This is a genomic window from Agromyces lapidis (assembly GCF_009749405.1).
Taxonomy (GTDB): Bacteria; Actinomycetota; Actinomycetes; order Actinomycetales; family Microbacteriaceae; genus Agromyces; species Agromyces lapidis.
Genome location: NZ_WBIQ01000002.1, coordinates 42,292 through 63,993 on the forward strand (window position 1 = coordinate 42,292; position 21,702 = coordinate 63,993).

Below are 21,702 nucleotides of genomic sequence, written 5' to 3' on the forward strand. Positions count from 1 at the left end.
GCCGGCACGACCCCATCGTCCAACCCGACTCAGCGGGACCGAGCATCGTGCGCCGCAGGCAGGCGTGCGTTCCGCCGTCGCCTCGATCGCCGCGGGCGCGGTCGTCGCGGCGGGCCTCGCCCTCGGCTCGGCGCCCGCGGCCGCCGCCGAGGCGTCACTGCTCGTCAACGGCGGCTTCGAACTCGGCGCCGCACCCTGGATGTTCGCCGGCGGTGCTGGCATCGCGACGAACAACCCGCACTCCGGATCCGCGCTCGCCTATCTCGACGATGGCGCCGCGAACTCGATCTCGCAGGACCTCGCCGTGCCGACCGGCGGCGAATACCGCGCCGAGGCGTGGGTGGCGACCGGGGGCGCCGGCGGCGTCTTCGGGCTGCGCGACGCGAACGGGGTGATCGCCTCGCTCGAACTGCCGAGCGCGGCGGGCTATCGCCACTACAGCCTGCCCGGCGTCGACCTCCCGGCGGGCGCCGACGTGCAGGTGTTCTTCACCGGCGGAAGCGAGTGGACGAACATCGACGACGTCACCCTGACCCGTGACATCCGAGTGCTCGACACGTTCGCGATCGCCGGTCAACAGGGGCCGACGTCGATCGACGCGGAGGCCGGGACCATCTCGCTCCAGGTGCCGTACGACCGCGACGTCACGAGTCTCGCGGCCACGGTCGAGCTCGCCGACGGCGCCCTCATGCAGCCCGACCCGAGTGAACCGCGCGACTACCGCGAACCGGTCGAGTTCACGGTGCGCGACCGCGACGGCGCCGAGACGCGGTGGACCGTCACCGTCGTCCGCGAGCCGAAGAGCATCGTCATCCAGAGCGCCGACCAGGCGCTCACCGACGCGTTCAACTGGTCGAAGTGGCGCGCCCGTCAGCACGTGCAGACCGGCAGGTCCGGCCCGATCAACGTGAACGGCGACACCCCCGGCCCGACCCGGGTGGACTACATCCCCTCGTACTGGGCCGGCTACGCCCACCGCACCGCGTTCTACTCGCGCGACTTCGTGCACCAGGCGAGCGGCGCCCACCTGCTCGGTCTCGAAGCCGAGAACAAGTCCATGCTCACCGCATTCGCGGGCACCGCGAACGCATCGCGGAAGTGGTACCCCCTCTGGGCGCTCAACTTCGACGGCAGCCCGTACACGATCGACTACAAGAGCGACGACAACTTCGTGCGCGAGGTGCCCGCCGTGTTCGAACTCGTCGAGGAGGCCGCCGAGCAATACCGCTGGACCGGCGACGCCGACTATCTCGACGACCCGGTGCTCTGGCAGTACTACTCGAAAGCGGTGACCGACTTCGTCGCCCTGCATGATGCGCGCCTCCCGAACGGCGTCGCCGAGGGCACCGGCCGGGGCATTTTCGCCGGTGCGGCGAGCTACGACGAGCGGCCAGGCGTCGAGGCGATCGAGGCCGGCGACGGCATCGCCTCGCAGTACGCCGCCTATCGGGCGTTCGCCTCCATGGCCGCGGCCAAGGGCGAGCAGGCACTCGCCGACGAGTTCACGACGAAGGCCGATGAGCTGCAGCGCTACTTCAACGAGGAATGGGGCATCACCGATGCGCAGGCCGAGTACGTGCGGGCGCGCAACGGCGAAGGCGAGCCGGTGCTCGGGTTCGGGCGCGAGCCGAGCGCGTTCGAGGCGATCAAGAAGATCATCGACCCCGACGCCAAGCGCAGTTACGACTTCCTGCCGTATCTCGACCGGATGTTCGCCGAGGACCGTCCCGAGAACATCGAGGCGCTCACCTACGTTCCGGACGCGCTGTTCGAGTACGGGCACGACGCGGAGGCCTACGCCTGGATGCAGGACATCGTCTCCCACCTGCACGAACCCCACGTGGTCTCGCAGCAGGGCGTGAACGGCGACTACCCCGAGACCAGCTTCACGCTCGTGTCGCAGACGGTCGAGGGCCTCGCCGGCGTCGAGCCGAACGCGCCCAAGCACGCCGTCGCGGTCGAGTCCCATCTGCCCGAGGCGCTGCCGTGGCTCGAGCTCGACCACGTCGCGGTCGGCGAGCACCGCTTCGGCGTCCGTCACGAGGGACGCACCTCGACCGTCGTGACCCACGAGGAGGGGCCGCAGCGGCTGGCCACCACGGTGCGATTCGACGGCGGGTGGAAGTGGATCGTCGTGGAGGGTGGGAAGACCAAGCCCGAGCTGCGGCACGTCAACGGCCGTGCGGTCAGCGAGCTGACCGTCGACCTCCCCGTCGGCGCGTCGGTCGAGTTCCGGGCGCAGGGGGCGCTCCGCGAGCAGCAGCACGGCGACACCATCCTCACCCACCCCGCCGAGTTCGAGCTCGCAGCGCCCGCCGACGAGGCGGTGCGCGTGGCGACCACCCCCAAGCTCGACTGGCAGCGCTCGGAGAACGCCGACGAGTACCGGGTCGTCGTCGCTCGCGACCGCGCGCTGTCCGACGTCGTCAACGAGCGCACCGTGCGCGGCAGCTCGGTGCGCCTGAAGCAGGAGCTCCAGCCGGATCGGCGCTACTTCTGGTCGGTCACGGCCGTGAACTCCGAGACGGGGCAGCGCCTCGCCGCGAGCGAGGTGCGCTCGTTCCGCACGAAGCCGACCACGGCGCCCGCGGCCCCGACCGGCGTCGAGGCGTACCGCTCGGGCGACAAGGTCGTCGTGCTGTGGGAGACGGCCGAGGACGCCGTGAGCAGCGTCGTCTGGCGGGCGCCCGCCGGGTCCGATGACTTCGTCGAGCTCGCCTCCGGCGTCGGCGGATCGTCGTTCGTCGACACGGATGCCCCGGGAGGGCCGTACCGCTATCGGGTCGCCGCGGCGAACGAACTCGGCACCGGCGAGGCGACCACGGTCGAGGAGGTGAGCTCGCCCGATGAGGTGGACTCGTACCTCAGCGACCGCGAATGGCTCTCCGCGACGACCGGCTGGGGCACGATCGGTCGTGACCGCTCGGTCAGCGGCGGCACGCTGCGTATCGAGGGCCAGAGCTTCGCGAAGGGCATCGGGACGCACGCGAACAGCGACATCGTGTTCGCCCTCGCCCCGAGCGATGCGTCGTTCTCGGCGATGGTGGGAATCGACGACGCGTCGTCCGCGCAGTCGCCGGCCTCGGTCGTCTTCCAGGTGCTCGCCGACGGCGTCGTGGTCTACGACAGCGGCGTCATGCGGGCGACCTCGCCGGCGCAGGCGATCGAGCTCGACGTGCTCGGCGTGCGGGAGCTGACCCTCCGCGCCGCCGACGCCGACGGCAGCAACAACAGCGACCACGCGGACTGGGGCGACGCCCGCATCCGATCGTTGGGGTAGCGGGTTCCCGGAGGGCGGGGCGGCGGGCGCACGAGGGCCCGCCGCCCCGCCTTCTCTCCCGCCGTCGCTCCCGACGAGCGCGTCGGGCCCGACGGGCGGAGGCCGCTCACGGGGCGAGAGGGCTCAGCGCGCCGCCGGGTCCTCGTGCTCGGCGATGTCGCGGGCGAGGTCGTCTTCGATGAGCAGGTCGCGGCGCACGTGGTCGGTGCGGTACGCCGAGCGGCCGAGCATGTGCGCCGTCATCGGCTGGGTGAGCAGCTGGAACGTCATGATCACGATGACGGTCGAGATGACGCCCCACGTCGGCGCGCGCAGCGCGATCGCGAGCAGCACCGTCGCGAGCCCGAGCACCTGCGGCTTCGTCGCGGCGTGCAGGCGGGTGAGCACGTCGGGGAAGCGGATGATGCCGATGCCCGCAGCCATCGACAGGAACGCGCTCACCAGGATGAGCAGCCCGACCGTGACCTCGACGGCGCTCACGAGGCATCCTGCTTCGCCATGAAACGTGCGATCGAGATCGAACCGACGACCGCGAACATCGCGAGCACCAGCAGCACGACGAGCGTGTCGGTGTGCCGGTTGATCGCCATCTCGGTGCCGAGCGCGCACATCGCGATCGCGAGCAGCACATCGGTCGCGAGGGCCCGGTCGAGGATCGACGGCCCCTTGATGATGCGCACGACCGCGGCGATCGCGCCGATGCCGAACATGAGGCCGGCGAGGATCGAGACGAGGGTGAGGAAGGTCACGGGGTGCCTCCGTTCTGGTCGGATGCCTCGTGGTGGTGCATGTCGGAGTGGCGGGCCGTGGTGCCGCCCGCGCGGCGAGCCCGGCGCTCGGCGCGCACCACCTCGGCCTGCTCGTGCGTGCCCATCGCGAGCACGATGCGTTCTTCGATGCCGAGCACATGGCGGTGGGTGCGGTCGATGTCGGCCTGCGTGCGGGTGCCGAGCGCGTGCAGGTAGAGCAGGCCGCGCTCGCGGTCGATGTCGACGACCACGGTGCCCGGCACGACCGAGATCGCCTCGGCCGTGAGCGTGGTCACGAGGTCGGAGCGCGTGTGCAGCTGCACGACGATGATCGAGTTCATCGGCTTCCACCACGGCCAGATCGAGTACGCCGCGACCTGCAGCGAGGCGAAGACCACGTCGACCATCATGCGCAGCCCGAGCAGCAGGCCCCGCCACGGGTTGAACCGGCCGCTCAGCAGCACGGGCGGCAGGTACAGGGCGCGGGTGACCGCGACCGCGAGCAGCAGTCCGGTGACGACGCTGAGCGCATCGATGTGGTCCCAGAGCAGCAACCAGAGCACGAGCAGTGCGACGAGCAGCGGCAACTGTCGCCAGACCGAGCGCCAGCGCGAGACGGGCTCGTTCGTGTGGGTCATCGCACCCCCTCGGGGAAGACGATCGAGACGTACACCGACGGGTCGCTGAGCCCCTCGGCCGCGCGCCCCGCGAGATCGAACAGCGGGCCCGCGAACACGGTGAGGCACACGGTCACCGCGACGAGCGAGGCGGTCGCGACGACCATGAGCACGGGCGTCGTGCGGGTCGCGGTGACCGTCGCGCCCTCCGGAGCCTCGAGCACCGAGCCGAGCAGCACCGACTCGTAGCCCTCGAGCTCCTCGCGTCCGCGCCAGAACGCCATGTTCCAGAATCGCGTGAGCGCGTAGAGGGTGATGAGCGAGGTCGCGGCGCCGGCCGCGATGACGACCCAGATGAGCCAGTCGGGGCCCGACGGCGCATCCGCCGCGGTGCCCTGCGCGCCCGCGAGGAACAGGCCCGCCTTGCCGAGGAACCCCGAGAACGGCGGGATGCCGCCGAGGTTCATCGCCGGGATGAAGAAGAGCACCGCGAGCAGCGGCGAGGCCTTGAGCAGCCCGGCGAGGCGGGTGATCGACGTCGCCCCGCCGAAGCGCTCGATGAGCCCCGTGGTGAGGAACAGCGCGGTCTGCACCGTGATGTGGTGCACGACGTAGTAGATCGTGGCCGTCAGCCCGATCACGCTCGAGAGCCCGATGCCGAAGATCATGTAGCCGATGTGGCTCACGAGGGTGAACGAGAGCAGTCGCTTGATGTCGGCCTGCGTGAGCGCGCCGAGGATGCCGATGAGCATCGTCAGCCCGCCGATCACGAGCAGCAGCGTCGACACGTCGCTCTCGACGAAGAGCACCGTCTCGGTGCGGATGATCGCGTAGACGCCGACCTTCGTGAGCAGGCCCGCGAACACCGCCGTGACGGGGGCGGGCGCCGTCGGATAGGAGTCGGGCAGCCAGAACGACAGCGGGAACACGGCGGCCTTGATGCCGAACGCCATGAGCAGCAGCAGGTGCAGGATGAGCTGCACGTCCTGCGGGAGTTCGGCGAGCCGCACCGAGAGCTGGGCGATGTTCGCCGTGCCCGTCGCGCCGTAGATGAGGGCGATCGCGCTGAGGAAGAACAGCGAGGAGACGAGGCTCGTGATGATGTACGTGACGCCGGAGCGGATGCGCTCGCCGGTGCCGCCGAGGGTGAGCAGCACGTAGCTCGCCGCGAGCAGGATCTCGAAGCCGACGTACAGGTTGAACAGGTCGCCCGCGATGAAGGCGTTGAACACGCCCGCCGACAGGATCAGATAGCTCGGGTGGAAGATCGAGACCGGGGTCTCGCGATGCTGGTCGGCGACGCCCTGGCCGACCGAGTACACGAGCACGACGAGCAGCATGACGGCCGAGATGACGAGCATGATGGCCGACAGCCGGTCGACGACGAGCGTGATGCCCCAGGGGGCGTCCCACGCGCCGAGGTAGACGACCGCGGGGCCGGTCGTGTCGACGGCGACGAGCAGCACCGCCGCGATGACGGTGACCGCGGCGAGCACGGCGATGCCGACGGCCATCTGCGCGCGCCGGTGGCGACCGAGGATGAGCGCGGTCGCGGCGCCGAGGAGCGGCAGGAGCACGACGAGCGGGACGAGCACGGCGGTCATCGGCGGGCCCCCTCGTCGTCGGTGTCACGGGTGGATGCCTCGCGCTCGAGCTCTTCGTCGAGCGGGTCGAACTCTTCATCGCTGGCCTCGATGAGCGACTGGATCGCCTCGTCGTCGGCCGCGGAGGAGCGGATGAGGTCGGCCGTCTCCTCGGCGTCCTCGGCGAGTTCCGCCTCGTCGTCGACGAGGTCGCCCTTCGCCCCGAGCTTCGCGAGCCACCAGGAGCGGTAGATGAGCGCGAGCATGAAGGCCGTGATGCCGAGGTTGATGACGATGGCGGTGAGCACGAACGCCTGGGGGAGCGGATCGGAGATCTCGCCCTCGTCGACGCCCTCGCCGAGGATCGGCGCGAGGCCGGGCGCGCCGCTCATCAGGTAGATGAGGATGTTGACCGCGTTGCCGACGAGCAGGAACCCGATGAGCACGCGGGTGAGGCTGCGCTCGAGCATCACCGAGATGCCGGCGCCGAAGAGCACGGCCATCAGGATGACGAGGGTGAGGGAAGCGGTCATGCCGGGGCCCCCTCGCGGTCGGCGGCGGTCGGGTCGGATGCCTCGGGGTCGGCCTCGACCTCCTCCTGGTGCCGATCGACCTCGGCGCCGAGCGAGCGCAGGATGTCGAGCACGAGGCCGACGACGACGAGGTACACGCCGATGTCGAAGAGCGTCGAGGTGCCGATCGAGAGGTGCCCGAGCACGGGGACGTCGGCCTCGAACCACGTCGACTCGAAGGCGGTGAGGCCGAACAGGAGCGAGGACGCGGCGGTGCCCGCGGCGAGCAGGAGACCCGTGCCGAGCAGGTGTCCTGCGTCGACCGGTGCGGCCTCGCCGAGCTCGTAGCGGCCGCCGGCGAGATAGCGGGCCACCAGGGCGAGCCCCGCGAGCAGGCCCCCCGCGAAGCCGCCGCCCGGCGCGTTGTGGCCGACGAACAGCAGGTACACCGACACGATGATCGCCGGGTGGAAGAGGAGCCGAACGAGCACCTCGATGAGGATCGAGCGGTTGCGGGGCGAGAGCGTGCGGCCCGCCAGCAGCCAGGTCTGGCGACTGCCGTGGGCCTCGGCCGCGGCATCCGTCTCGTCGTCGACCTCGGCCAGGCGCGGCTTCGCCGCGCGGATCGACGACGCCGGCTCGAGCACGGGCTGCAGCCGGTTGCGGCGGTCGGGCAGCTCGTCGAGGCGCGGGGCGCCGCCAGTGCGGCCCGAGACGAAGATGAGGCTCGCCACACCCGTCGCGACGGCGACGAGCACCGAGATCTCGCCGAGCGTGTCCCACGCGCGGATGTCGACGAGCATGACGTTCACGATGTTCTTGCCGTGCGCCTCGAGGCTGAGCGCCGGCAGGCCCTCGGCGATCGTCGGCTCGACCCTGGCGCCGAGCGCGACGAAGCCGATGACGCCCATCACGAGTCCCGCGAGCACGCCGATCACGGTGCGCGTCGCGCGGCCGACCGCGGTCGGGTGCACGGCGCTCTGCTTCGGCAGGCGTCGCAGCACGAGCACGAACACGACGATCGTGATGGTCTCGACGAGCGCCTGGGTGAGCGCGAGGTCGGGCGCTCCCGACATGCCGAAGAGCAGCACGAGCCCGTACCCCGTGACGCCGACGAGCAGCACCGAGGTCACGCGACGGCGCACGATCGCGGCGGCGACGGCGGCGATCGCCATGATGAACGCGATGAACGGCTGCGCGGGGTAGTCCCAGAGCCGCACGCCGTCGGGCCACGATTCGTTGAGGATCGCCGCGGTGCCGAGCCCGCCGATGAAGACCACCACGATGATCGCGAGGTAGCCGGCGAGCCCGCGTACCTGGAACGCGGTCGTCACCCGGGCGGCGAGGCGGTCGACGACCGACACGATGCCGAGGTAGCCGCGCGCCGAGTCGAGCGCGGGCGGCACGGCCGCCTGCATGCGGGCGACCTGCTGCCGGCCCCAGACGAGCAGTGCGGCGAGGGCGAACACGGCGGCCGACAGCGCGAGCGCCGGCTCGAGGCCGTGCCAGAGCGCGAGGTGGTACTCGTGGCCGCCCGGCAGTTCGTCGGCGTAGGCGGCGAGGAGCGGTTCGATGAGCGGCACGGCGAAGGCGAAGACGACGGATGCCCCGGCGAGGAGTGCGGGCGCGACCCCGATCGCGGGACTCTCGCGGTGCAGGGGGGTGGAGGGGACATCCGCCTTGGTGAAGAACGCGCCCCAGACGAACCGTACCGTGTACGCGACCGTGAGCACCGAGCCGAGGAACGCGGCGACGAGGGCGATCCATCCCCAGGCGTCGCCCGCGAGCGCCGCGTCGAGTTCGGCCGTGAAGACCGCCTCCTTCGCGACGAAGCCGAGGAGGGGCGGCAGGCCCGCCATCGAGGCGGCCGCGACGAACGCGATCGCGGCGATCACCGGCATGCGGCGGCCCAGGCCCGAGAGCTTGCGCCAGTCGCGGGTTCCGGCCGCGTGGTCGACGATGCCGACGACGAGGAAGAGGGTCGCCTTGAAGAGGGCGTGCGCGAGCAGCAGCGCGACGCCCGCGAGCGCGGCGTCACGGGTGCCGAAGCCCGTGACCATCACGAGGAACCCGAGCTGGCTCACCGTGCCGTAGGCGAGCAGGAGCTTGAGGTCGTACTGGCGCAGTGCTCGCCAGCCGCCGACGAGCATCGTGAGCCCACCGAGGCCGATGACGATGGGATGCCACACCTCGAGCTCGGCGTAGCCGGGGGCGAGGCGCGCGACGAGGTACACGCCGGCCTTCACCATCGCCGCGGCGTGCAGGTAGGCGCTCACCGGGGTCGGTGCGGCCATCGCGGCCGGCAGCCAGAAGTGGAAGGGCACGAGTGCGCTCTTCGAGACCGCGCCGAGCAGCACGAGGGCGATCGCCCATTCGCCGGCCGCACCCGTCACGGGGTTCGCGACGAGCTCGGCGAGGCCCGTCGTGCCGCCCTCGACCGAGAGGATGACGAGGCCGACGAGCATCGCGAGCCCGCCGAAGGTCGTCACCGTGAGCGCTTGCAGCGCCGCACCACGGCTCTCCTTGCGACCGGTGTAGTGGCCGATCAGGAGGTACGAGAGCACGCTCGTCGCCTCCCAGAAGGTGAACATCACGAAGACGTCGTCGGCGGTGACGAGCCCGAACATGACTCCGGCGAACGCGAGCAGCAGCGCGGCGAAGCGGCCGAGCGCGGGCTCGTCGTCGGCGAAATAGTTCATGCAGTAGAGCAGCACGAGCGCGCCGACGCCCGTCACGATCAGCGCGAGCAGCAGGGCGAGCGCGTCGAGCCGGAAGCTCAGCGCGATGTCGAGCGCGGGGATCCATGCGACGGTCTCGACGACCGGGGTGCCGGCGAGGACGCCGGGCATCCAGGTGAGCAGGAGCACGAAGACCGCGGCCGGCAGCAGGGCGATGACGGCGAAGACGCGTCGGCCGAGGAGGCGCGTGAGCAGGGGAGTGACGAGGGCCAGGGTGCCGAAGAGGGCGAGGCAGAAGATCATTCACCCTCCTCGCGCTCGCACCGTCCGTCCGTCCGCCCAGTTTACTTGGCGTCGCGTTTGCGACGACGGAGCGTCATATGCCGAGAGCGGAATCGGATCGGCGGGGATGCGAGGCAGCTCGGGTGGCGTCGTCGCACGGAAACGGGTTCGCGGCGCCGCTGAGGGGCGCCTTATTCCGAACTCCTAAAACTGCATAAAGCTTGAAATCCGGCGCCGACGGCTCACCGCCGGATGATGCGCCGCTCGATCGCGGCGGCGACGGCGCCTGCGCGGGTGTCGACGCCGAGCTTCGCGTAGATGTGCGAGAGGTGCGACTTCACGGTCGCCTCCGAGACGAGCAGCTCGCGCGCGAGCTCACGGTTCCCGAGCCCGTCGGCGAGCAGTTCGAGCACCTCGACCTCTCGCTCGGTGACGACGGGCCCGGGGGCGGCCGCGCGGCGCACGAGCGTCGCGGCGACCGATGGCGCGAGCACCGTCTCGCCGCGGGCGACGGCGCGGATGCCCGCGAACAGCTCCTCGGGCGGGGCATCCTTCAGGAGGTAGCCGCCGGCCCCGGACTCGAGCGCGCGGAGGATGTCGGCCTCGGTGTCGTAGGTCGTCAGCACGAGCACCGCGGGCGGCTCGTCGAGCGCCCGCAGCCGGGAGGTGGCCTCGACGCCGCCGGGCCCGGCGCCGAGGTTGAGGTCCATGAGCACCACGTCGGGTCGGTACGCTCGCGCCTTCGAGATCGCCTCGTCGGCGTCGCCCGCCTCGGCGACGACCTCGAACCCCGCCCTGCCGCCGAGCAGCGCGGCGAGCCCCGCGCGGACGACCGGGTGGTCGTCGACGAGGACGACGCGCACTTCCGCCGCCTGTGACGCTCCGGATGCCCCGGTCACGACGCACTCCGCTCGCTCGCGCCATTCGCCAACGGGAACGAGACCGACACCGTCGTGCCGTCGCCCGGGGAGCTCTCGATCTCGGCTCGGCCGCCGAGCTCCTGGGCGCGTTCGCGAAGTCCGCGCAGTCCGTGGCCGCGCTCGCCGGCGCCGCGCTCAGGCGAGCCCCGCCGGCTCGCCCCGGCGAGATCGAAGCCCACGCCGTCGTCGCGCACGTCGAGGCGCACCTCATCGGGGTGGAACGTCAGGCTCACCACGATGCGCCGCGCCTGAGCGTGCTCGAGCGCGTTGGCGAGCGCGCCCCTCGCGCTGCGCAGCAACGCACCCGCGACGACCGCGGGCACAGCCCGGGCGTCGCCGTGGCGGTGGAACTCGATTGCGGCGCCCGCGCCCGTGGCGGTGGCATCCGCGACCAGCCGTTCGAGCGCCTCGGGCAGCGCCTCGGCGCTGCCGCCCTCGAGCGAGGCGGGTGCGAGGTCGCGCACCACCCGGCGCACCTCGTCGAGGCCCTCGCGGGCGGTCGCGGCGGCCGTGCGCACGTGGCCGCGCGCCGCCTCGGGGCGTGCCGACCAGTCCTGCTCGGCGGCCTGCAGCAGGAGGTTGATGCTCGAGAGCTGCTGTCCGACCGAGTCGTGGATCTCGCGCGAGAGCCGTTCGCGCTCCGCGAGCGCCCCGGCACGGTGCTGCGCGGCGAGCAGTTCGTCCTGCGCGTCGGTGAGCTCGTCGAGCAGCCGCTGCCGCGCGGCCGACTCCCGCTGGAGGGCCCGGTAGACGAGCACGGTCACGACCGCGATGCCGATCGGGCCGGCGATGACGGTCGGGTCGACGCCGTCGGCGATGCGCAGTTCGGCCACCGTGACGAGGCCCGTCATGAGCACGACGACGATCACCGCCCCACGGAACGGCAGCACCTGCAGCACGGCGAAGCCGAGCGGCACGGCGCACCACGCGAATGAGGGTGCCGCCAGGGTGAGCAGGGCCCACAGCACGGTGACGGTCACCACCCACGCCGTCGGCCACCACGAGCGGGTCGGCAGCAGCGGGCGAACCGAGTATGCGACCGCGAGCAGGGCCGCTCCAGCGAGCACGAGCACGCCGTCGGCGCCGAGACCGTGACGTTCGAGATAACGCACGGCCGAGGTCGCGAGCAGGGCGAGGAACACGATCTGCAACCAGCGGTCGAGGCTGGCGACGGGCGCGAGGATGCCCCGGAGGCCGGTCTGGTCGGAGACGGACATGATCGCCAAGCCTAGGCACAGGCCCGGCGCGCGGGCATCATCCGATCGGCTATCCAAGTGCAGCCGATCGCCCGACGCCCGAGCCGCATCCCGCATCGAGGCTGGAAGCACACGTCGAGACCCGGCGTGACAGAGACGAGGGAAACCATGAAGCGCACCATCGCCATCGCACTCGCCACGGCGAGCCTCACCGCCGGCATCGCCGGCGCGGGCCTCACGGCCGCACCCGAGGCGGCCCGGGCGCAATCGCACGACCATGGCCGACCCGACCGCTACACGGTGCCCGGCGATGCTGCCGGCTCGCGGTTCGAGGGCATCGGCGTCGACGAGCGCCGCGGACTGTTCTACGTGAGCGAGGTCACGGGCGGGGAGATCCACCGCGGCGATGCGAAGCACCAGCAGGCCGAGGAGTGGCTCGCGGGCGACGGCACCGACGGGCGTTACACGGCGCGCGGCGTCACCGTCGACCGCGCCGGCAACGTCTACATCGCCGGCGGCCCGAACGGCATCGGCAACCCCGACCGCCCCGACCTGTGGGTCTACTCGGACGACGGCGCACTGCTCGCCGCGCTCCGCGTGCCGGGCACGCCCGACGCGTTCCTCAACGACGTCGCGATCGGCCCCGACGGCGCTGCGTACTTCACGAACTCGAACGACCCGCAGATCTTCCGTGTCGCCCAGCGGGGCGGCGCCTGGCAGGCCGAGCTGTGGGCCGACGCCGCCGGCACCGTCGAGCGTGCGGCCGGGTTCAACCTCGGCGGCATCGTGCTCTCGGCCGACCGCAGTGCGTTCGTCGTGGCCCAGGGCAACACCGGGCGGCTCTGGCGCTTCGCCACCGCCGACGGCACGGTCTCCGAGATCGACACCCACGGCGCCGACCTCGTGAACGCCGACGGACTCGTGCGCCAGGGCAACCGGCTCACCGTCATCCGCAACTTCTCGAAGACGGTCGCGACGATGCGCGTCTCGGCCGACGGCGACGCCGTGTTCGGCGTCGAGCAGCGCGCGAGCGACCCCGACCGCGTCTACACGACGGCGAAGATGCTGAACGGGCGTCTGCTCGCCGTCGACAGCAAGTTCGACGAGCAGCCCGCGGCCTCGGGTCCGTACGACATCGTCGGTTCGCCGTGGGGATGACCCGCAGTGCTCGCAGCAGCGCCGTCGCGATGGTCGCGGCAGCGCTGCTGCTCACGGGCTGCGCGGCAGGCGGCGTGCCGGGCGCGTCCCCCGCCCCCGATGCCTCGCGGTCCGCGTCCGTCCCGCCACGAGAGGATGTCACCATGACCGAGACCCTCGCCCCCGTGCTCCCCGATCCCGACGGCACCCTGCTCAGCGCTGCGGCCGCCGGCGACGCCGCGACCGTCTCCCTCGCCATCCGGGCCGGAGCCGCGCTCGAGGCGCGCGACGGTCGCGAGCGCACGGCACTGCTGCTGGCCTCCGCGGCCGATCACGTCGAGGCCGCGAGCGTGCTCGTCGCGGCGGGCGCCGACCCCGACGCGCTCGACGACCGGCGCGACACCCCGTGGCTCGTCACCGGCGTCACCGGCAGCGTCGCGATGGCCGAGGTGCTGCTCGCCGCCGAGCCCGACTTCACGATCGTGAACCGCTACGGCGGCATCTCGATCATCCCCGCGGGCGAGCGCGGCTACGTCGAGTACCTCGAGCGGGTGCTGCAGACCGACATCGACGTCGATCACGTCAACGACCTCGGCTGGACGGCGCTCCTCGAGGCCGTCATCCTCGGCGATGGCGGCCCGCGCCACCAGGAGACCGTGCGGGTGCTGCTCGAGGGCGGCGCCGACCGGTCGATCGCCGATCGCAACGGCGTCACCGCGCTCGAGCACGCCCGCGCGAGCGGCTACGACGAGATCGTCGCCCTGCTCGGCTGAGACGCGAACGGCGGTGGATGCCTCGCCGGAACTCGCGAGGCATCCACCGCCGTGGGCGTGATCTGCCGCTAGGCAGCCGCCCCGCCCAGGTAGGCGTTGCGCACCTCGGGCAGTTCGACGAGCTCGGCGGGCGTGCCCTCGAGCACGACGCGTCCGCGCTGCATGACGACCGCTCGGTCGGCGATGCCGAACGAGGCGCGCACGTTCTGCTCGACGAGCAGCACCGCGAGGCCGCGCGAGCGCAGCTCGGTGAGCACCTTCATGATCTCGGCGACGACCTTCGGGGCGAGCCCGATGGAGGGCTCGTCGAGCATGATCGCCTTCGGAGCTGCCATCATGCCGCGGCCGATCGCGACCATCTGCTGCTCGCCGCCCGAGAGCGTGCCCGCCGCCTGACCGAGCCGCGGCTTCAGCCGCGGGAACAGCTCGAGCACGGCGTCGAGGTCGCCCTTGCCGCCCTTGCTCCACGCACCGAGCGAGAGGTTGTCGCGCACCGAGAGCGTGGGGAAGCAGAGGCGGTTCTCGGGCACGTGGGTGAGCCCGAGCGACGCCATCTTCTCGGTCGGGCGGCCCGTGAGCTCGGTGCCGTCGAGCGTCACCGTGCCGCCGGTCGGACGGATCAGCCCGTTGACGGCGCGGAGCAGGGTCGTCTTGCCCGCGCCGTTCGACCCGACGACGGTCACGATCTCACCGGCGGCGACCTCGAGGCTCACCTCGTGCAGGATTGCGAGCTTGCCGTAGCCCGCGTCGAGCGACTTCACCGAGAGCGTCATGCGTGCTCCTCCAGTTCCTTGAGCTCGGCCTCGGCCTCCTCGGCGTCGGTGCCGAGGTAGGCGACGATGACCGCCGGGTCGTTGCGCACCGACTCGGGGTCGCCGTGCGCGATGAGCACGCCGTCGTCGAGCACCGCGACCGAGTCGGCGAGCGCCATGACCTGCGCCACGTCGTGCTCGACGAGCACGATCGTGAGCCCGGCGTCGCGGAGGCGCCGGAGCAGCGTCGCGAGCATCTCGCGCTCGCGGCCCGAGAGGCCCGCCATCGGCTCGTCGAGCAGCAGCAGCGCGGGCTCTGAGGCGAGCGCGCGGCACACCTCCATCATGCGCTGGCGGCCGAACGGCAGGTCGCCCGCGGCGAGGCCCGAGACGTCGCCGAGCTGCATCGTCTCGAGGATGTCGCGGGCGATCTCCTCGTGGCGATACTGCTCGCGGCCCTGCAGCCCGAGCATGCCGCGGAGGATGCCCGCGCGCCCCTTGCGGTAGCGGCCCATGTAGACGTTGCCGAGCACATCGGTCGACGAGAACACCTGCAGGTTCTGGAACGTACGGGTGAGGCCCGCCTCGGCCCCGACGTGGGGCTTGCGCCCCTGGATCTCGGACCCGAGGAAGGAGACTGTGCCCGAGGTCGGCGCGATCGCGCCCGTGATCATGTTGAAGCACGTCGTCTTGCCCGCGCCGTTCGGCCCGATGAGGCCCATGATCTGCCCGGCCGGAACGGTGAGCGTCACGTCGTCGACGGCGACGACGCCGCCGTAGCGCTTCGTGAGCCCGCGCACCTCGAGGATCGGGGTGCCCGCGGCCACCGGCGTCGAGACGGTCGGCACGGGGGCGGATCCCTCTGCGTCGTCGTCGCTCGTCGCCGCGACGTCATTCGCATCGGAGCCAGAGCGCCCCTCGCCCGGCAGTCCGCCGAACGCACGCGTGGGCGCCTCGCCCGTGCCCCCGTCGGCCGCGCCGCCGGGGAGTGCGGCCGCACCGGCCGGGCCCGTGGCATCCGCCCGCCTCGCGGCGATGCGGGAGGTGATCGCCGCCCAGGCCGTCTTGACGACCTGGTAGAGGCCGCCCGGCAGCAGGATGATCACGAGGATCAGCACGAGGCCGTAGCCGATGAGCTGCACCTCGCCCGTCGCGCCCGGGATGATCGCGGGGATCAGGTCGCGCAGGCCCTCGGAGAGCAGCTCGACGATGAAGGCGCCGGCGATGGCGCCCCACACCGAGCCGAGTCCGCCGATGACGACCATGAGCAGCAGCTCGACGGAGACGTGGAACTCGGCGACCTGCGGCGAGACGATCTGCACCTGGTAGGCGTAGAACACGCCGCCGAGGCCCGCGAACCCGGCCGACAGGGTGAACACCTTGACGCGCAGCGCGTAGGTGTTCACGCCGAGCGACTCGGCAGCGAGCTCGGAGTCGTTGACCGCCGAGAGCGCCCGGCCCGCCCGCGAGCGGGTGAGGTTCAGGGCGAGCACGAGGCCGAGCAGCACGAACGGCGCGACGAACCAGAAGAACAGCCCGTTGTTGTCGATCGGGACGCCGAACACCTCGGGCCGGCCGTAGCCGTAGATGCCCGTCGTGCGCCCGGTGAACTCCCACTCGCGCACCGCGATCATCACGATGAACCCGAGCCCGAGCGTCGCGAGGGCGAGGTAGTGACCGCGCAGGCGCAGCATCGGCAGGCCGACGAGCAGCGCCGCGAGCATCGCCGCGACGACTCCGCCGACCGCGGCGACGAGGCCCGGCATCTCGAACTTCTGCAGCAGGATCGCGTGCGTGTACGCGCCGATCGCGAAGAACGCCGCCTGCCCGAGCGACACCTGCCCGGCGAGGCCCATGAGCAGCGACAGGCCGATCGCGGGCAGCGCGAAGATCAGGGAGAAGACGGCGATGTTCATCATCGCCGGGGTCGCCGTGAACGGCACGATCAAGATGACCACCGCGAGCAGCGTCACCCCGATGATCGTGCCGCGGTTGTTGGGCCAGAAGCCGGTCTTCGACCGGAGTGCGGCCTTGTTCAGATACGACATCTCAGACCCTTACCGCGTTCGGGCGCAGCACGAGGCCGGCCGGCCGGATGATCAGCACGATGATGAGGATGAAGAACGCGACCGCGTCCTTCCAGCCGGATGCCACGTAGCCGGCCACGTACGACTCGATGATGCCGAGCAGCAGCGCGCCGACGATCGCGGCCCGGAACGAGACGAGCCCGCCGAGCACCGCCGCGACGAAGCCCTTGAGCCCGAGCAGCAGGCCCCCCGACCAGATCGAGAGGTAGATCGGCGAGGAGACGACGCCCGCCGCGGCGCCGACGAAACCGGCGATCGCGAAGGCGATGATCGAGGCCGCGGCCGGCGAGATGCCGACGATGCGGGCGGCCACCGGCTGCTCGGCGCTCGCGCGGAGCGCCTTGCCCCAGCGGGTCTTCTCGTAGAAGAGCAGCACGCCGCCGCCGACGACGACGAGGGCGCCGAGCATCCAGAGCTCCTGCGAGCGGATGCTGACGCCGCCGAGATTCAGGTCGCTGCCGGGGAACGCGGGGAGCCGCTTGGCCTCGGCGCCCCAGACGAGCAGCATGATCGCCTGCAACAGGGTCGAGACGCCGAGCGTGAGGATGATCGAGACGAGCGTCGTGAGGTTCTTCACGCGGGAGATCACGAGGCGTTCGATGAGCACCGAGGCGAGCGTGACCGAGACGAGCGCGATGAGGATCGCGACGGGCAGCGGCACGCCGGCCGTGACGAGCGAGATGCTCCCCAGGCCGGCCAGCGTCGCGTAGTCGCCCTGGGCGATGTTCACGACGTGCCGCACCGTGTAGGTGGCGATGAGGCCGACGGCGAGCAGGGCGTACACCGAGCCCTGCGAGAGCCCTGCCACCGTCAGCTGGAGGAAGTCGGTCAACGGATCACTCTTCGTAGAGCGTCCAGCGGCCGCCCTCGGCGAGCGCCATGATGAGGGCGTCGGCCGTGAGGCCCGAGTGGTTCTCGGGGGTCATCGTGAAGATGCCCGAGATGCCGACGACGTCGCTCGTCGCCTCGATCGCGTCGCGAAGCGCCTCGGGGTCGGTGCCGGCCTCCTCGATGGCCTTCGTGCCGACGAGCCACGCGTCGTAGGCGTGCCCGGCGAAGCTCGAGGGCGCCGAGTCGAACGACTCGGTGTAGTCGGCGATGAACTGGTCGATGACGGCCTTCTGGGGGTCGTCGTCGCTCAGCTGGTCGGCGACCAGCAGGCGGCCCATCGGGGCGATGACGCCGTCGGCGGCGGGGCCTGCGGCCTCGAAGAAGGCGTCGTTCGCGACGCCGTGCGACTGGTAGACCGGCTTGTCGACGCCGAGCTGCACGTAGGCGGCCTGCGCGAGGCCGGCCGACGGGGTGATGCCCCAGATGATGACGGCGTCGGCGTCGGCGGCGCGGATGTTCGTCATCTGCGCGGTGAAGTCGGTGGCGCTCGGCTCGAACGACTCGGTCGCGGTGAGGGTGATGCCGCGCTCGGAGCCGAGCTCGGTGATGATGTCGGCGATGCCCTCGCCGAAGCCGGTGGCGTCGCGCACGAGGGCGACCTTCGTGTAGCCCTTCGCCTCGGCGTCGTCGAGGATGCGCTCGAGCACGACGAGGTCGTTCTGCGCCGTCTTGAAGACCCAGTCGGAGCCTTCGACGATCGCGGCGTTCGCGGCGACCGAGATGGTCGGCACCTGCGCGGCCTCGACGAGGGGGCGCATGGCGAGCGAGGGGCCGGTGCGCGAGGAGCCGATGATGAGGTCGACGTCGTCGTTCTCGATCAGCTGGGTGGTCGCCTTCGCGGCGCCGTCCTCGGTGGACTGGTTGTCCTTGATGATGAGCTCGACCTCGCGGCCGTCGATGCCGCCGGCCTCGTTGAGCTGCTCGGCGAGCATGTTCAGGGTGTTCTGCTCGGGAACGCCGAGGTTCGCGCCGACGCCGGTGATGTCGAGCACGGCGCCGATCTTGATGGGGCCCTCTTCCGAGGCGCCGTCGCCGCCGGAGTCGCCGCCGAAGTTCGACGTCGAGCAGCCGGTGAAGGCGAGGGCGATGGCGGCCGCGGTCGCGGCGGGGATGAGCAGGCGGCGCTGCGCACGGTGCATGGGTGAACTCTCCTTTGAGCCCGCAGGGGGTTCTCGTCGTTGAGGCAGGGGACCAAATTCATGACCGACCATTCGGTCACTAATTCGACTCTGTCGAGAGTACGTTGCGTGGCGAGCGGTTCGCAAGCGGTCGTTATGCAACAGAGACGCGGATGCTGCGTGCCGAACGTCCTGCAGGATGGAGGAATGCCGATCTTGATTCAGCACGACGAACTCCGGGAGCGCCTCGCGGGCGAGCGGCTCGCCGCCGAGCGCGGAGCCGAGGCGGGCACCCGCACCGTGGTGCTCGACGTGCGCTGGTCGCTCGCCGTGCCCGACGGCACCGAGGCCTACCTCGCCGGGCACGTGCCCGGCGCCGTGTACGTCGACCTCGACCGCGAGCTCGCCGACCACGACGCCGTCGGCGAGGGCCGGCACCCGCTGCCGAGCGAGCAGGCGCTCACCGCGGCGATGCGCCGCTGGGGTCTTCGCGACGGCGACACCGTCGTCGTCACCGACGACCTCGGCAACCAGTCGGCGGCCCGAGCGTGGTGGCTGCTGCGCCACGCGGGTCTCGCCGACGTGCGGATGCTCGACGGCGCGCTCGCCGCATGGCGGGCGGCGGGGCATCCGCTCGACACCGGCTGGGTCTCGCCCGAGCCGGGAGACGCGACCGCCCGCTTCGGCGGCATGCCGGTGATCGACGCCGATGCGGCCGCCGCGCTGCCGAGCGGGGGAGTGCTGCTCGACGCTCGCGCGGGCGAGCGCTACCGCGGCGAGGTCGAGCCGATCGACCCGCGTGCCGGCCACATCCCCGGCGCGCGCTCCGCGCCGAGCGGCGGCAGCCTCGACGCGAGCGGCCGGTTCCTGCCCGCCGACGCGCTGCGTGAGCGGTTCGCCGCGCTCGGCGCCGTACCCGGCGTCGCCGTCGGTGCGTACTGCGGATCGGGCGTCACCGCCGCGCACGCCGTCGCCGCGCTCGCGATCGCCGGCGTCGACGCCGCGCTCTACCCCGGCTCCTGGAGCCAGTGGTCGCGTGAGGAGGGGCGCCCGGTGGCGACGGGGCCCGAGACCTGACTCAGCCGGCCCTGAACCGACTCAGCCCGCCCTGAAGCCCACGGCGACGAGCGTCGTCAGATCGACCGTACGCACGCCGCGCCCGGCGAGGCCGGCGAGATAGCGCTCGCGCACCGCCTCGAACTCGTCGTCGTCGAGCCCGACGAGGAACGCGCGCAGCCCCGTGCCCGTCACGAGCGACCACGCCAGCGCGTCGTCGAGGTCGAGGCGGCGGCGCACGATCTCGGCGCGCACCCGAACGAGGCCGAGCCCCGTGAGCCACTGCGCGAGCGTGCCGGGCGTGTCGACGTCGCTGATCGTCGGCGAGGCGGCACCGCCCTGCAGCCGGAGCGCGAGATCGGCCGGCAGTGCCGTCGCGAGCACCTCGGGCACCGGCTCGAGGGCGCCGCGCGCCCACACCGCGACCGCCATGCGCCCACCCGGCTTCGCCCGCTCGACCAGGTGCCGGGCCCCCGCGTCGGGGTCGTCGAAGAAGTGCACCCCGAGCACGCACTGCACGAGGTCGTAGCCCGTCGGCTCCCACTCCGTGACGTCGCCGACGTGGAGCCGGAGCTGCGGCAACCGATCGGTCGCGCGCTCGCGTGCGATGTCGACGAGCCCGGCGGTCAGGTCGACCGCGTCGACGATGCCGCCGGGGCCGACGAGCTCGGCCGTCGGCAACGCCGAGGCCCCGTCGCCCGAGCACGCGTCGAGCACCAGCTCGTCGAATCGTGGTCTCGACCGGGCCACCGTCGCCGTCGAGATCGGATTCCAGACCGCCTCGTCGAGTTCGGCGTAGGACTCGGCGGCAGCCGTGAACCCCCCGACGAAATCAGGCTCGCTCGTCGTCTCCCCCATGGGCCCATTCTGGCCCTGATCGGCCGGAATCGTGGGATTCAGGCAATCGAAAGCCGAACGGTGCAGACTGGGTGCACTTGCATCACGTCCTCCGATCGAATCGAGTCACCCCCATGAATCGTGCCCTGCGCCGCGGCGCGCCCCTCGCGCTCGCCACCGCAGCCGCCCTGCTCCTCGCCGGCTGCGCCAGCACCCCCGACGAGCCCGAGGCGTCGAAGACGCCCGATGCGGCCGACTGCCTCGAGGTCGAGTCCGGCGCGCTCAGCGATGCGGTGACCGTCGAGGGCGAGTACCCCGGCGAGGCGAAGGCGACGTTCACCGCCCCGCTCGAGGCCGACGAGCTCCAGCGCACCCTCGTGATCGAGGGCGACGGCGACGAGACCGAGACCGGCCAGAAGATCAACGCCGTCGTGAGCCTGTACTCGGGCGCCTCGGGCGAGCAGCTCTTCTCCCAGCCCGCCCAGATCACGGCGGGCGACGCGACCGTGTTCGACGCGTTCCGCGCGGGCATCGACTGCGTTCCGCTCGGCTCGCGCACCGTCGTCGTGGCGCCGGCCTCCGCGCTCTACGACGGCGCGGGCAACGAGCAGATCGGCCTCGAGGCCGACGACGACGTCGTCATCGTCATCGACGCCGTCGAGGTGCAGGAGCCGCTGAAGCCCGCCGAGTGGACCGAGAACGTGCCAGAGGTGAAGTTCGGCGCCGAGGGCGAGGCCCCCACCGTCACCCTGCCGAAGGTCGACGCGCCGACCGAGCTCCAGATGAAGGTGCTCGAAGAGGGCGACGGCGACACCGTCGGCGAAGGCGACAGCGTGACCGTTCAGTACCAGGGCATCAGCTGGGACAGCGGTGAGGTCTTCGACCAGAGCTACACCCGTGGCGAGCCCTCGACGTTCACGACCGACGGCGTCATCCAGGGCTTCGGCGCCGCGCTCGTCGGCCAGAAGGTCGGCACCAAGCTGATCGTCGTGATCCCGCCGGAGTACGCCTACGGCACCGACCCCGCCGCGCACGACCTCGGCGGGCAGACGCTCGTGTTCCTCGTCGAGATCGAGGACACCGCGCCCGCGGCGTAAGCGCGCGGCACGTACGCGAAGGGCCGGATGCCGCGTGGTGTCCGGCCCTTCGTCGTGCGCGCTTCAGGTGCACCGACGTTTCAGGACATCGCACGCCGCTCAGGACGATTCCGCGCGAATCATCCTGAGCGGCGTGC

At 71.7% G+C, this 21,702-nt stretch carries 18 protein-coding genes; 5 read left to right on the forward strand and 13 right to left on the reverse strand.

What is annotated here, in order from left to right; genetic code table 11:
- Positions 1-64: 64 nt before the first annotated feature.
- On the forward strand, positions 65-3,280 hold the full coding sequence (locus tag GQQ93_RS03420; RefSeq protein ID WP_157422845.1) for an NPCBM/NEW2 domain-containing protein: 3,216 nt from the start codon (positions 65-67) through the stop codon (positions 3,278-3,280).
- 123 nt (positions 3,281-3,403) lie between these two features.
- On the opposite strand, the gene mnhG is transcribed toward GQQ93_RS03420, so the two are convergent.
- The 8 genes from mnhG to GQQ93_RS03460 form a co-directional block, all read right to left on the reverse strand.
- Positions 3,404-3,760 carry a monovalent cation/H(+) antiporter subunit G gene (gene mnhG / locus GQQ93_RS03425; RefSeq protein WP_157422846.1) on the reverse strand — a complete coding sequence of 119 codons (357 nt, stop codon included), beginning with the start codon at positions 3,758-3,760 and terminating at the stop codon, positions 3,404-3,406.
- A complete protein-coding gene (locus tag GQQ93_RS03430; protein WP_157422847.1) occupies positions 3,757-4,029 on the reverse strand; it encodes an MrpF/PhaF family protein in 273 nt (90 codons plus the stop codon). Before GQQ93_RS03430 ends, mnhG begins: the two co-directional genes overlap by 4 nt.
- Entirely contained in the window at positions 4,026-4,667 is a 642-nt protein-coding gene (locus GQQ93_RS03435; protein ID WP_157422848.1) for a Na+/H+ antiporter subunit E, read from the reverse strand. The genes GQQ93_RS03430 and GQQ93_RS03435 overlap by 4 nt, the downstream gene beginning before the upstream one ends.
- On the reverse strand, positions 4,664-6,250 hold the full coding sequence (locus GQQ93_RS03440; protein ID WP_157422849.1) for a Na+/H+ antiporter subunit D: 1,587 nt from the start codon (positions 6,248-6,250) through the stop codon (positions 4,664-4,666). Before GQQ93_RS03440 ends, GQQ93_RS03435 begins: the two co-directional genes overlap by 4 nt.
- The gene (locus GQQ93_RS03445; protein ID WP_157422850.1) at positions 6,247-6,762 is read right to left on the reverse strand and encodes an NADH-quinone oxidoreductase subunit K; all 516 of its coding nucleotides are present in this window, start codon (positions 6,760-6,762) and stop codon (positions 6,247-6,249) included. The genes GQQ93_RS03440 and GQQ93_RS03445 overlap by 4 nt, the downstream gene beginning before the upstream one ends.
- Positions 6,759-9,722 carry a Na+/H+ antiporter subunit A gene (locus GQQ93_RS03450; protein WP_157422851.1) on the reverse strand — a complete coding sequence of 988 codons (2,964 nt, stop codon included), beginning with the start codon at positions 9,720-9,722 and terminating at the stop codon, positions 6,759-6,761. Before GQQ93_RS03450 ends, GQQ93_RS03445 begins: the two co-directional genes overlap by 4 nt.
- Positions 9,723-9,943: 221 nt before the next feature.
- Positions 9,944-10,564, reverse strand: coding sequence for a response regulator (locus tag GQQ93_RS03455; protein WP_157422852.1), 621 nt, complete (start codon positions 10,562-10,564; stop codon positions 9,944-9,946).
- A 32-nt stretch (positions 10,565-10,596) separates the two neighbouring features.
- Entirely contained in the window at positions 10,597-11,838 is a 1,242-nt protein-coding gene (locus GQQ93_RS03460; RefSeq protein ID WP_157422853.1) for a sensor histidine kinase, read from the reverse strand.
- Between the two features lie 147 nt (positions 11,839-11,985).
- Between GQQ93_RS03460 and GQQ93_RS03465 the strand changes: the two genes are divergently transcribed.
- Both GQQ93_RS03465 and GQQ93_RS03470 read left to right on the forward strand, forming a co-directional pair.
- Complete coding sequence (locus GQQ93_RS03465; protein ID WP_157422854.1) at positions 11,986-12,975, forward strand: SMP-30/gluconolactonase/LRE family protein; 990 nt, start codon at positions 11,986-11,988, stop codon at positions 12,973-12,975.
- 143 nt (positions 12,976-13,118) lie between these two features.
- Positions 13,119-13,727 (forward strand): ankyrin repeat domain-containing protein, encoded by a 609-nt coding sequence (locus tag GQQ93_RS03470; protein ID WP_212277243.1) that lies wholly within the window; start codon positions 13,119-13,121, stop codon positions 13,725-13,727.
- A gap of 68 nt (positions 13,728-13,795) precedes the next feature.
- Here GQQ93_RS03470 and GQQ93_RS03475 read toward each other — a convergent pair whose 3' ends face one another.
- The 4 genes from GQQ93_RS03475 to GQQ93_RS03490 are packed head-to-tail and all read right to left on the reverse strand — an operon-like array spanning position 13,796 to position 18,596.
- Positions 13,796-14,500 (reverse strand): ABC transporter ATP-binding protein, encoded by a 705-nt coding sequence (locus tag GQQ93_RS03475; protein ID WP_157422856.1) that lies wholly within the window; start codon positions 14,498-14,500, stop codon positions 13,796-13,798.
- The gene (locus GQQ93_RS03480; protein ID WP_157422857.1) at positions 14,497-16,527 is read right to left on the reverse strand and encodes a branched-chain amino acid ABC transporter ATP-binding protein/permease; all 2,031 of its coding nucleotides are present in this window, start codon (positions 16,525-16,527) and stop codon (positions 14,497-14,499) included. The genes GQQ93_RS03475 and GQQ93_RS03480 overlap by 4 nt, the downstream gene beginning before the upstream one ends.
- A gap of 1 nt (position 16,528) precedes the next feature.
- Positions 16,529-17,398, reverse strand: a complete 870-nt coding sequence (locus GQQ93_RS03485) for a branched-chain amino acid ABC transporter permease (RefSeq protein WP_157422858.1) — start codon at positions 17,396-17,398, stop codon at positions 16,529-16,531.
- 4 nt (positions 17,399-17,402) lie between these two features.
- The gene (locus tag GQQ93_RS03490; RefSeq protein WP_170296110.1) at positions 17,403-18,596 is read right to left on the reverse strand and encodes an ABC transporter substrate-binding protein; all 1,194 of its coding nucleotides are present in this window, start codon (positions 18,594-18,596) and stop codon (positions 17,403-17,405) included.
- 186 nt (positions 18,597-18,782) lie between these two features.
- Between GQQ93_RS03490 and GQQ93_RS03495 the strand changes: the two genes are divergently transcribed.
- Positions 18,783-19,652: a sulfurtransferase gene (locus GQQ93_RS03495; protein WP_212277244.1), complete on the forward strand. Its 870-nt coding sequence runs from the start codon at positions 18,783-18,785 to the stop codon at positions 19,650-19,652.
- A 21-nt stretch (positions 19,653-19,673) separates the two neighbouring features.
- Here GQQ93_RS03495 and GQQ93_RS03500 read toward each other — a convergent pair whose 3' ends face one another.
- On the reverse strand, positions 19,674-20,489 hold the full coding sequence (locus GQQ93_RS03500) for a class I SAM-dependent methyltransferase (protein ID WP_157422861.1): 816 nt from the start codon (positions 20,487-20,489) through the stop codon (positions 19,674-19,676).
- A gap of 113 nt (positions 20,490-20,602) precedes the next feature.
- On the opposite strand from GQQ93_RS03500, the gene GQQ93_RS03505 reads away from it, so the two are divergent.
- On the forward strand, positions 20,603-21,565 hold the full coding sequence (locus GQQ93_RS03505; protein ID WP_157422862.1) for an FKBP-type peptidyl-prolyl cis-trans isomerase: 963 nt from the start codon (positions 20,603-20,605) through the stop codon (positions 21,563-21,565).
- Positions 21,566-21,702: the final 137 nt, after the last annotated feature.

Excerpts from the sequence above, each read along its gene's own strand:
- GQQ93_RS03490 (WP_170296110.1), bottom strand. The coding sequence starts at position 18,596 with ATGCACCGTGCGCAGCGCCGCCTGCTCATCCCCGCCGCGACCGCGGCC.
- GQQ93_RS03505 (WP_157422862.1), top strand. The coding sequence starts at position 20,603 with ATGAATCGTGCCCTGCGCCGCGGCGCGCCCCTCGCGCTCGCCACCGCA.
- GQQ93_RS03435 (WP_157422848.1), bottom strand. The coding sequence starts at position 4,667 with ATGACCCACACGAACGAGCCCGTCTCGCGCTGGCGCTCGGTCTGGCGA.
- GQQ93_RS03475 (WP_157422856.1), bottom strand. The coding sequence starts at position 14,500 with ATGACGCTCTCGGTGAAGTCGCTCGACGCGGGCTACGGCAAGCTCGCA.
- GQQ93_RS03470 (WP_212277243.1), top strand. The coding sequence starts at position 13,119 with ATGACCGAGACCCTCGCCCCCGTGCTCCCCGATCCCGACGGCACCCTG.
- GQQ93_RS03465 (WP_157422854.1), top strand. The coding sequence starts at position 11,986 with ATGAAGCGCACCATCGCCATCGCACTCGCCACGGCGAGCCTCACCGCC.
- GQQ93_RS03460 (WP_157422853.1), bottom strand. The coding sequence starts at position 11,838 with ATGTCCGTCTCCGACCAGACCGGCCTCCGGGGCATCCTCGCGCCCGTC.
- GQQ93_RS03495 (WP_212277244.1), top strand. The coding sequence starts at position 18,783 with ATGCCGATCTTGATTCAGCACGACGAACTCCGGGAGCGCCTCGCGGGC.
- GQQ93_RS03450 (WP_157422851.1), bottom strand. The coding sequence starts at position 9,722 with ATGATCTTCTGCCTCGCCCTCTTCGGCACCCTGGCCCTCGTCACTCCC.
- GQQ93_RS03500 (WP_157422861.1), bottom strand. The coding sequence starts at position 20,489 with ATGGGGGAGACGACGAGCGAGCCTGATTTCGTCGGGGGGTTCACGGCT.
- GQQ93_RS03480 (WP_157422857.1), bottom strand. The coding sequence starts at position 16,527 with ATGTCGTATCTGAACAAGGCCGCACTCCGGTCGAAGACCGGCTTCTGG.
- GQQ93_RS03440 (WP_157422849.1), bottom strand. The coding sequence starts at position 6,250 with ATGACCGCCGTGCTCGTCCCGCTCGTCGTGCTCCTGCCGCTCCTCGGC.
- GQQ93_RS03445 (WP_157422850.1), bottom strand. The coding sequence starts at position 6,762 with ATGACCGCTTCCCTCACCCTCGTCATCCTGATGGCCGTGCTCTTCGGC.